Source organism: Salinarimonas sp. (assembly GCF_040111675.1).
In the GTDB taxonomy this organism is placed as follows: domain Bacteria; phylum Pseudomonadota; class Alphaproteobacteria; order Rhizobiales; family Beijerinckiaceae; genus Salinarimonas.
This window is the reverse complement of sequence record NZ_CP157794.1, coordinates 1435615-1445000: the sequence shown is the minus strand read 5'-3', so window position 1 is coordinate 1445000 and position 9386 is coordinate 1435615. Positions and strand designations below refer to the sequence as shown.

8 protein-coding genes, 1 tRNA gene and 2 rRNA genes are annotated in these 9386 nt (G+C 65.7%); 8 read left to right on the top strand and 3 right to left on the bottom strand.

Annotated features, from left to right (window positions below; translation table 11 throughout):
- The first annotated feature begins 50 nt into the window (after positions 1 to 50).
- The 3 genes from ABL310_RS06700 (at position 51) to ABL310_RS06690 (ending at position 3285) form a co-directional block, all read left to right on the top strand.
- Positions 51 to 2856: ribosomal RNA gene (locus ABL310_RS06700) — 23S ribosomal RNA — on the top strand.
- Between the two features lie 107 nt (positions 2857 to 2963).
- A 5S ribosomal RNA gene (gene rrf, locus ABL310_RS06695) occupies positions 2964 to 3079 on the top strand.
- Positions 3080 to 3208: 129 nt separating this feature from the next.
- Positions 3209 to 3285 (top strand) — tRNA-Met (locus tag ABL310_RS06690).
- On the opposite strand, the gene ABL310_RS06685 is transcribed toward ABL310_RS06690, so the two are convergent.
- From ABL310_RS06685 to ABL310_RS06675, 3 genes are all read right to left on the bottom strand, one after another.
- The gene (locus ABL310_RS06685; protein WP_349370914.1) at positions 3264 to 3671 is read right to left on the bottom strand and encodes a hypothetical protein; all 408 of its coding nucleotides are present in this window, start codon (positions 3669 to 3671) and stop codon (positions 3264 to 3266) included. The two genes, ABL310_RS06690 and ABL310_RS06685, sit on opposite strands and share 22 nt — an antisense overlap.
- 142 nt (positions 3672 to 3813) lie before the next feature.
- Positions 3814 to 4089, bottom strand: coding sequence for a hypothetical protein (locus ABL310_RS06680; RefSeq protein WP_349370913.1), 276 nt, complete (start codon positions 4087 to 4089; stop codon positions 3814 to 3816).
- A gap of 81 nt (positions 4090 to 4170) precedes the next feature.
- Entirely contained in the window at positions 4171 to 4863 is a 693-nt protein-coding gene (locus ABL310_RS06675; RefSeq protein ID WP_349370912.1) for a helix-turn-helix domain-containing protein, read from the bottom strand.
- Between the two features lie 156 nt (positions 4864 to 5019).
- On the opposite strand from ABL310_RS06675, the gene ABL310_RS06670 reads away from it, so the two are divergent.
- From ABL310_RS06670 to ABL310_RS06650, 5 genes are all read left to right on the top strand, one after another.
- Positions 5020 to 6456: an FAD-binding oxidoreductase gene (locus tag ABL310_RS06670; RefSeq protein WP_349370911.1), complete on the top strand. Its 1437-nt coding sequence runs from the start codon at positions 5020 to 5022 to the stop codon at positions 6454 to 6456.
- Positions 6457 to 6495: 39 nt separating this feature from the next.
- The gene (locus ABL310_RS06665; RefSeq protein ID WP_349370910.1) at positions 6496 to 7431 is read left to right on the top strand and encodes a carbon-nitrogen hydrolase family protein; all 936 of its coding nucleotides are present in this window, start codon (positions 6496 to 6498) and stop codon (positions 7429 to 7431) included.
- Positions 7432 to 7467: 36 nt separating this feature from the next.
- Positions 7468 to 8037 (top strand): hypothetical protein, encoded by a 570-nt coding sequence (locus ABL310_RS06660; RefSeq protein WP_349370909.1) that lies wholly within the window; start codon positions 7468 to 7470, stop codon positions 8035 to 8037.
- 81 nt (positions 8038 to 8118) lie between these two features.
- A complete protein-coding gene (locus ABL310_RS06655; protein WP_349370908.1) occupies positions 8119 to 8364 on the top strand; it encodes a hypothetical protein in 246 nt (81 codons plus the stop codon).
- A gap of 417 nt (positions 8365 to 8781) precedes the next feature.
- Complete coding sequence (locus ABL310_RS06650; RefSeq protein ID WP_349372149.1) at positions 8782 to 9378, top strand: hypothetical protein; 597 nt, start codon at positions 8782 to 8784, stop codon at positions 9376 to 9378.
- Positions 9379 to 9386 lie beyond the last annotated feature (8 nt).

Sequence of the window (9386 nt, the reverse complement as noted above, 5' to 3'; positions counted from 1 at the left end):
GGTCCGTGGTCGTGTTCCTCTCGAGGGATGCGCGCATGGATCATGGGAGCGATCAAGTGTCTTAAGGGCATTCGGTGGATGCCTTGGCGCTGAGAGGCGATGAAGGACGTGGTACGCTGCGATAAGCCTCGGGGAGCTGCGAACGCGCTTTGATCCGAGGATTTCCGAATGGGGAAACCCACCTTCGATTCCTCGTTGCTTGGATGCGAGCCTGGTGCCCGCATCTGAGTAACGTGGGGTCATGTGAAGGTATCAGATCCTGAATCCATAGGGATTTGAGGCGAACCCGGGGAACTGAAACATCTCAGTACCCGGAGGAAAGGACATCAACGAGACTCCGTTAGTAGTGGCGAGCGAACGCGGACCAGGCCAATGCCGTCTCGATTCTCAACCGGAACCGTCTGGAAAGTCGGGCATGATGGGTGACAGCCCCGTACGGGTTCAGGGATCGAGCGGATACGAGTAGGGCGGGACACGTGTAATCCTGTCTGAACATGGGGGGACCACCCTCCAAGCCTAAGTACTCCTCAGCGACCGATAGCGCACCAGTACCGTGAGGGAAAGGTGAAAAGCACCCCGACGAGGGGAGTGAAACAGATCCTGAAACCGGATGCCTACAAACAGTGGGAGCCCAAGGTTCGTCCTGGGTGACCGCGTACCTTTTGTATAATGGGTCAGCGACTTGGCGTGTCGAGCAAGCTTAAGCCGTGAGGCGTAGGCGCAGCGAAAGCGAGTCTGAACAGGGCGTTCAGTTCGGCGCGCCAGACCCGAAACCGGGTGATCTAGCCATGAGCAGGTTGAAGGTGCGGTAACACGCACTGGAGGACCGAACCGGTGTCCGTTGAAAAGGCCTCGGATGACTTGTGGCTAGGGGTGAAAGGCCAATCAAACCCGGAGATAGCTGGTTCTCCGCGAAAGCTATTTAGGTAGCGCCTCGCATGAATGCTCCAGGGGGTAGAGCACTGGATGGGCTAGGGCTGTCCACAACGGTACCAAACCTAACCAAACTCCGAATACCTGGAAGCACTGTGCGGGAGACACACGGCGGGTGCTAACGTCCGTCGTGGAGAGGGAAACAACCCTGACCTACAGCTAAGGCCCCCAATTCGTGGCTAAGTGGGAAAGGATGTGAGGACCCCAAAACAACCAGGAGGTTGGCTTAGAAGCAGCCATCCTTTAAAGAAAGCGTAACAGCTCACTGGTCTAGTCAAGGGTCCTTGCGCCGAAAATGTAACGGGGCTCAAGCCACGAGCCGAAGCTTGGGGTGCATCTTCGGATGCGCGGTAGCGGAGCGTTCCGTAGGCCTGTGAAGGGAGACCCGCGAGGGCTCCTGGAGGTATCGGAAGTGCGAATGCTGACATGAGTAACGACAAACAGCGTGAGAGACGCTGTCGCCGAAAGTCCAAGGGTTCCTGCGTAAAGTTAATCTGCGCAGGGTCAGCCGGCCCCTAAGGCGAGGCCGAAAGGCGTAGTCGATGGGAATCAGGTGAATAGTCCTGAGCCAGCGGGTGGTGACGGATCCAAGACGTCGTAGGGCCTTATCGGATTGGCTCTGCGGCCGGCGGGTCCCGGGAAACAGCCCCCGCGCGAGACCGTACCCGAAACCGACACAGGTGGACTGGCAGAGCATGCCAAGGCGCTTGAGAGAACGATGCTGAAGGAACTCGGCAAATTACCTCCGTAACTTCGGGATAAGGAGGCCTTCCGTTTGGGCAACCAGGCGGGAGGGGCACAGACCAGGGGGTGGCGACTGTTTAGCAAAAACACAGGGCTCTGCGAAGTCGGCAAGACGACGTATAGGGTCTGACGCCTGCCCGGTGCCGGAAGGTTAAGAGGAGAGGTTCACGCCTTGAATCGAAGCCCCGGTAAACGGCGGCCGTAACTATAACGGTCCTAAGGTAGCGAAATTCCTTGTCGGGTAAGTTCCGACCTGCACGAATGGCGTAACGACTTCCCCGCTGTCTCCAGCATCGGCTCAGTGAAATTGAATTCCCCGTGAAGATGCGGGGTTCCTGCGGTCAGACGGAAAGACCCCGTGCACCTTTACTGTAGCTTTGCGCTGGCATTCGTGTCGGCATGTGTAGGATAGGTGGAAGGCTTTGAAGCGCGGGCGCCAGCTCGCGTGGAGCCGCCCTTGAAATACCACCCTTGGCGACATGGATGTCTAACCGCGATCCGTCATCCGGGTCCGGGACAGCGCATGGCAGGCAGTTTGACTGGGGCGGTCGCCTCCCAAAGAGTAACGGAGGCGCGCGACGGTGGGCTCAGACCGGTCGGAAATCGGTCGTCGAGTGCAATGGCATAAGCCCGCCTGACTGCGAGACGGACATGTCGAGCAGAGACGAAAGTCGGCCATAGTGATCCGGTGGTCCCGCGTGGGTGGGCCATCGCTCAACGGATAAAAGGTACGCCGGGGATAACAGGCTGATGATCTCCAAGAGTCCATATCGACGAGATCGTTTGGCACCTCGATGTCGACTCATCACATCCTGGGGCTGGAGCAGGTCCCAAGGGTTCGGCTGTTCGCCGATTAAAGTGGTACGTGAGTTGGGTTCAGAACGTCGTGAGACAGTTCGGTCCCTATCTGCCGTGGGTGTCGGAGATTTGAGAGGATCTGTCCCTAGTACGAGAGGACCGGGATGGACGCACCTCTGGTGGACCTGTCGTGGCGCCAGCCGCGGTGCAGGGTAGCTATGTGCGGACGGGATAACCGCTGAAGGCATCTAAGCGGGAAACCCACCTCGAAACGAGATCTCCCTCGAGAGCCGTGGTAGACCACCACGTCGATAGGCCGGGCGTGCAAGCGCAGCAATGCGTTGAGCTTACCGGTACTAATCGCTCGATCGGCTTGATCGCCTCCCATGATCCCTGCGCGCCCGAGGCGCGCGGAAACGAGAACGCGGTTCCTCGGAACCGGACCAGAGACACCTCATCACCTATGCGCGCTGTCTGTCCTTCGCCGGCCCGGTGACCGGAGCGAGGAGCATAAAACCCGATCCCATCCCGAACTCGGCCGTTAAACTCCTCAGCGCCGATGGTACTGTGACACAAGTCCCGGGAGAGTAGGTCGTCGCCGGGCCTGCAAAGGACAGACAACGCGCACCCCAGCCGAAAACCCCATCCTCTTCACGACGCCAGAACCCGCCGGCCCCGATCCCGCGAAAGGGACACATCGGGGCCGTTCGCGTTCGAGGCGAAAACGCCCTGCCGCGGGGTGGAGCAGCCCGGTAGCTCGTCAGGCTCATAACCTGAAGGTCGCAGGTTCAAATCCTGCCCCCGCAACCAAAACACGGAGCCCCGCAGGCGAAAGCCGCGGGGCTTTTTGCTGTCCGGGCCCTGCCCTCCCCGGCGATCGCGCAGAGCGTCAGGATCCGCGCCAGATCGCCGTGGAGCGTCAGCGCGACGCCGCCCCCCTCTCTCGGGACGACCACGATCTTCTCGATCATCGAGCGGATCGGCGCCATCGCATCGTCGCGGTGCTCCGCGTCCTCGAGCAGCCCTTCGAGCGCGGCAACGCGCTTCGCGTAGTCGGCGGGGTTGGGATGCACCAGCACCGCCGGCTTCGGCCGGGCGGCGAGTTGCGTCTTCAGGCGCGCCTTCTCGGCCTCCAGCTCGGCGAGGCGCGTCTTCATCGAGGGCTGGTACAGCCCGTCCTCGATCGCGCGCAGCATAGCGGAACGATTGCGCTCGACGCCCGTGAGGGCCGCCCGTGCTCCTTCCACGCCGGCGCGGCTCGCGGCCGCGATCCGGCTCGTCTCCTCCTGGAAGGCGCGCGTGAGCTCGGCGACGAGGGCGGGCGTGAAAAGCACTCCTTCAAGGGGCGCATGCCTCGGTGGCGCGGCGGATGCTCTCCTCGAGTTGCAGGGTGAGTCCGCCAAGCTCGTGATCTCCCCGCGCGCGGATGTCGGCATAGCGCCGCTCGTTCACCCCGAGCCGGGCCAGCCCGTGCTCGTCGAAGAGCGCGCGGATCGCCGTCGCGGTCGCCGGGATTTCGTCGGGCGCGCGTCCGAGGCGGTCGGCGACGACCCGCAGCGCCGAGAGGGTGTCGCGGCGCCGGAGGTCCGGCTCGCCGGCTTCGACGCGCCGCATCACGTCGCCAGGGAGACGCGCCCGCCGGGGCGGAAGACACGCGTCGGATCGCACGACGCCGAGGCCGTCGCGGGATGGCGCTCAGGCCACGTGCTTTCGCTCACGGGCGAAGGGGCTCAGCCCGAGCCACGCCTGCATCGATCGCGCGATCTCCGGGCTGCCGTCGAAATGGATCTTGTCGGCCGCCGTCTCGACCCGCTCGAGCCCCATCCAGATCGCCGTCATGGTCCGCAAGTCCGTCGTGAGGTAGAGATCCACCTCGAAGCCGGGATCGGACGAGCACAGGTCGACCTCTCCGGAAGCCTCGACCACGAGCCACCACGAGCGGCATGAAGGCGCGACGTCGGGATAGCGGACCCGGATCACCGTTCGGGCGCATGGAAGTGGCGTCGGGTCGAGGTTGCGCCGCATGTCCCACATCAGGAGCGAGGGGTCGAGATTGGCGAGCGAGGCCTCGGACTCGACCCATCTCTGTCCCCACAGGCCGAAGATCTCGACCACAGGCTGGAGATCGCGTCCTGCTTCGGTGAGCTTGTAATCGAAGATCCCGCGCTCTCCGCGAACGGCGACTCGGTCCACGATGCCGGCCTGCTCGAGCTCCTTGAGGCGCTGCGACAGCAGCGTGGGCGACATTCGCGGAACGCCGCGCCTGAGGTCGTTGAACCGCGTCGATCCCGCGACCAGTTCGCGTACGAGCACCATGGTCCAGCGCGTGCAAAGCAGCTCGGCCGCCATCGCGACCGGGCAGAACTGCCTGTAGCTTCCCTGGGTCATCGGCACTCCTCCTGGCCCGTCCAGGCTCGGCGCTCCCCATCACCGCGCCAAGTCCAGAAACTGTATCGCGGAGTCCAGTCTCGCCACTGGTCGGGCGGCGTGCGCCGGGTCCAGCGTTCGAGGACTTGAGCCAATCTAGCACGGGGAGCTTCCGCCATGACGACGTCTTTGCGAAGCCTGACGAGCGGCAGCGTGGATATTTCAGATAGCGCCGTCGCCTCACTGAGAGGAAGCCTGCACGGAACGGCGCTCCTCGCCGGGGATCCGGGCTTCGAGGAGGCCCGCACCGTCTGGAACGGCATGCACGATCGCAGGCCGGGTCTGGTGATCCGAGCCCTCGACCGCGACGACATCGCCACCGCGGTGAGCTTCGCCCGCGACAACGGGCTGCTCATGGCGATCCGGGCCGGCGGCCATCAGATCGCGGGACACGCCGTCGTCGAGGACGCCATCATGCTCGCTTTGTCGGGCATGCGTGCGATCCGGGTCGATCCGGAGGGGCGCACCGCCCGCGTCGAGGCGGGCTGCCTCCTGGCGGACGTCGACCGCGAGACGCAGGCCCACGGCCTCGCCGTCCCCGTCGGCATCAATTCCACCACGGGCATCGCGGGGCTGACGCTCGGCGGCGGCTTCGGCTGGATCACCCGCAAGTTCGGCATGACGATCGACAATCTCGTGTCGGCCGAGGTCGTGCTCGCCGACGGCTCGATCGTGCAGGCGAGCGCGACCGAGCATCCCGACCTGTTCTGGGCGATCCGCGGCGGCGGCGGGAATTTCGGGGTGGTCTCTTCGTTCGAATTCGCGCTCCATCCGCTCGGCCCGCAGGTCATGTCCGGCCTCGTCGTGCATCCGATCGCGGACGCGCCGGCTCTGCTCGCCGCCTTCCGGGACATCTGCGCCGGTGCGCCCGACGAGCTGACGGTGTGGGCCGTCATGCGCAGGGCTCCGCCGCTGCCCTTCATTCCCGAGGGCTGGCACGGGCGTGAGGTGCTGATCTTCGCGGCCTGCTACGCGGGCGACATGGAAGCGGGGGAGCGGGCGATGGCCGGCCCGCGCGCGCTCGGCGCGCCCATCGCGGACGTGATCTCGCCGCACCCCTTCGTTGGCTGGCAGGCGGCCTTCGATCCGCTGCTCGCGCCGGGCGCGCGCAATTACTGGAAGAGCCACGATTTCCTCGACCTGTCCGACGACGTGATCTCCGTCGTGCTCGACGCGGTGCACAAGCTGCCCGACCCGATGACCGAAGTCGTCCTCGCCCATCTCGGCGGCGCCATGGCCCGCGTCGCCCCGGACGCGACCGCCTACCCGCAGCGCTCGGCGCATTTCGTGATGAACGTCCACACCCGCTGGTCGGACCCCGCCGAGGACGCCGCCTGCATCGGGTGGGCGCGCGACCTGTTCGACGCGGCCGCGCCGTACGCGGCCGGCAGCGTCTACGTCAACTTCATGCCGGAGGACGATGCCGATCGCATCGCGGGCGCCTACGGCGGCAACATGGAGCGGCTCGGACGGGTCAAGGCGCGCTACGACCCGGCGAACCTGTTTCGGACGAACCACAACATCCCGGCCGCGGTCGCGCTGGCGGCGGAGTAGGCGCAGTCGCCGGGCGAGCGCTCATTCCAGGAGGACGACATGCTCCAGATCGCCGTCGTACAGCAACCACCCGTCTACCTCGACCTGAAAGCGTCCATGGCACGCGCCGTGGAGCTCGTCGCCGAGGCGGCGGCGCGGGGAGCGCGCCTCCTGGTCTTCCCGGAGGCTTGGCTCCCGGGCTATCCGACCTTCGTGTGGCGCCTGGCGCCGGGGGCCGGGATGAGGAAGGTCGACGCGCTCTTCGCGCTGACCCAGGCCAACTCCGTCGATCTCGGCAGGGGCCGCCTTCGTCCCCTGCAGGAGGCGGCGAGAGAGCACGAGATCGTCGTCGTCGTCGGCTACCAGGAGCTCGACGGCGCGATCAGCGGCAGCACACTGTTCAACAGCTGCGCGATCATCGACGCGGACGGGCGCATCCTGAACAATTACCGCAAGCTGATGCCGACGAACCCGGAGCGGATGATCTGGGGGTTCGGCGACGGCTCCGGGCTGAACGTCGTCGAGACCGCAGTGGGCCGGATCGGAGCGCTGATCTGCTGGGAGAGCTACATGCCGCTCGCGCGGTTCGCCCTCTACGCGCAGAACCTCGACATCTACGTCGCGCCGACCTGGGACAGCGGGGACACCTGGATGGCGACGATGCAGCACATCGCGCGCGAAGGCGGCTGCTGGGTGATCGGCTGCGCCACGACGCTGGAGGAGGCGGATATCCCGCCGTCGCTGCCCTACCGGGACGAGCTGTTCCCGACCGCCGGCGAATGGATCAATCCCGGCGACGCCGTGGTCTACGAGCCCTTCGGAGGCGCCGTAGCGGGTCCGATGCGCAAGGAGAAGGGCCTGCTCGTCGCCGGGATCGACGTGTCCGCCGCGCACGCGTCGCGCCGGAAGTTCGACGCGAGCGGTCACTACGCGCGGCCCGACGTCTTTCAGCTGAGCGTCGACCGCCAGCCCCGCAGCGCGATCAGCCTGAACTAGCGATTTTGCCGAGAACCCCACGAATGGGAGGATACCATGCACCGACCTTGTCTCGTCGCGATCATCGTCCTGGCGGCCACCCCGGCGCTCGCGCAAACCCCGCCACCGGCTCCGGCTGCACAGGCCCGGATCGCGGAGGCGCTCGCGGCCGCGCCGGCTCAGGTTCGCCCAACCGCGACGGTGGTGGATCTCGACGGAACCGTGCTGCGCGAAGGTACCGGCGCCTTCACCTGCATGCCGGCGCCGGATGGCTTCGGCGGCGCGATGTGCCTCGACGCGCCGTGGACCGCCTTCATCGGGGGCCTGACGAGCGGCGCGCCCGTCGAGGTCGATCGCCTGGGGATCGCCTACATGATGGCCGGCGACAGCCCGACCGGCGGCGCGAGCAACATCGACCCTGCCGATCCCATGCCTACCGCCGACAACCAGTGGATCGTCGAGGGACCGCACGTGATGATCCTCGCCCCGGAGCCCATGCTCGCGGGCCTGCCGACGACCCCGGTCGCCGACGGCCCCTACGTGATGTGGCCGGGCACGCCCTACGCCCACGTCATGCTCCCCGTCGGCGCGCGTCCCGAGCAGCGCGCCATCTCGACGCCGAACTGACGCCGCCGCCCCCCTCTGCCGGGGCGCGGATCCTGCCTCCGCACCCGGCATCGCCCACTCGCACGCGGAGCCACGAACGACATGCCGACATGCTATCTGCTCACAGTCAGCCGCCTCTCCGCCGCGGAGAAGCCGATGTGCTTCGTGTCGGTCGCCGAGACCGAAGCCGATGCCGTCGCGAACGTGGTCGAGGGGTACCGGGACTTCCTCGGACGAGAGCAGCGCCCCTTCGTCTCGGGAAGCCTCCTGCCCGATGCGGCGCGACGTCTCGCCATCCCGATCGATCGAAGCGGGCACGTTTCGTGCGCCTCCGCGTACATCGGCTGAAGATTCGCCGGAGCGAGGGTGAGCGCCGGGGCAATGGAACCTGGGTTCGGACCGGCGGCGGGACCGAGTGCGACGCCGAGGTCACTGACGACACCAGCGGTCGCGCTGCAGAAGCAGGCCGCGCCCGAGCCCCTCTCCTCGCCCGCCGGTGACCATCCACTGCTCCGGCATCCACGCCGCCGTCTCCGCCTCAACCCGGAAAAGGGCACCGCCCGCAGTGGCTCGCGATCCCGCAAGGTCGCCAGCGTAGAGCCCGAGAGCCGAGGATCGCCGTCGTCCGTGCCGGCAAGCCGTCCTCATGTCCACGGTCTCCAGGCGTCGTCATGGAGCAGAGCCTACGTCGAAGAGGAACTCGCCGGAACTGTCGGGAGGCACACGTGTTAGCCGGCTCACCTCTCAGAGGGGAGACGGCCTTTGTTGGTCATGCCGAAACGTTATGCGGTTGCATTTCTCAAACGCTCCCGCCGCATCTTGCGTGAGTTCGTCCCCGAACGGCTCCACGTCACCAGCCTTCCTCACCGTCTGCATCTTCGCCGCGAGGGCGCGACAGAGGGGCTCGTGGACATCAGTGTCAACCTTCCAGCATGTTGGGCGTCGGCGACTGACGACGAGAAGGCCCTCCTGCGCCGCTATCTGCCGGTGAAACGCCCTGCCGCGTCACCTGAAGACTGCGCTATCGCCAAGGTATCGGCCAGTGTTCAATGGCGTATGCCGAATAAACGCGGGGACGCGATGATTCGAGCCTATCGCGCACGCAGCATTGCACAGGGCCGATCGCAGGCTGACACCGACCTCAGGATCGAGCGCATTATCGACTACGCTGACGCGGTGCAAGCGGGCGCGTGTTTTCCTCCAATCATCCTCTACGTCGACGGAAGGCATCTGATCATGCTTGACGGTGCCCGCCGCGCGCTCGCCCATCTCTTGGCTGACTGCTCGAACATCGACGCTATCGTCGCCATGCCGACGATGTGCCTTGGAGAGACACCGCATAGGCTCGCGCGTCCGACTTAACGAGTGCT

Bases quoted from the DNA above. Each gene is read 5' to 3' on its own strand.
- ABL310_RS06685 (WP_349370914.1), bottom strand. From the start codon at position 3,671: ATGCTGCGCGCGATCGAGGACGGGCTGTACCAGCCCTCGATGAAGACG.
- ABL310_RS06680 (WP_349370913.1), bottom strand. From the start codon at position 4,089: ATGCGGCGCGTCGAAGCCGGCGAGCCGGACCTCCGGCGCCGCGACACC.
- ABL310_RS06675 (WP_349370912.1), bottom strand. From the start codon at position 4,863: ATGACCCAGGGAAGCTACAGGCAGTTCTGCCCGGTCGCGATGGCGGCC.
- ABL310_RS06670 (WP_349370911.1), top strand. From the start codon at position 5,020: ATGACGACGTCTTTGCGAAGCCTGACGAGCGGCAGCGTGGATATTTCA.
- ABL310_RS06665 (WP_349370910.1), top strand. From the start codon at position 6,496: ATGCTCCAGATCGCCGTCGTACAGCAACCACCCGTCTACCTCGACCTG.
- ABL310_RS06660 (WP_349370909.1), top strand. From the start codon at position 7,468: ATGCACCGACCTTGTCTCGTCGCGATCATCGTCCTGGCGGCCACCCCG.
- ABL310_RS06655 (WP_349370908.1), top strand. From the start codon at position 8,119: ATGCCGACATGCTATCTGCTCACAGTCAGCCGCCTCTCCGCCGCGGAG.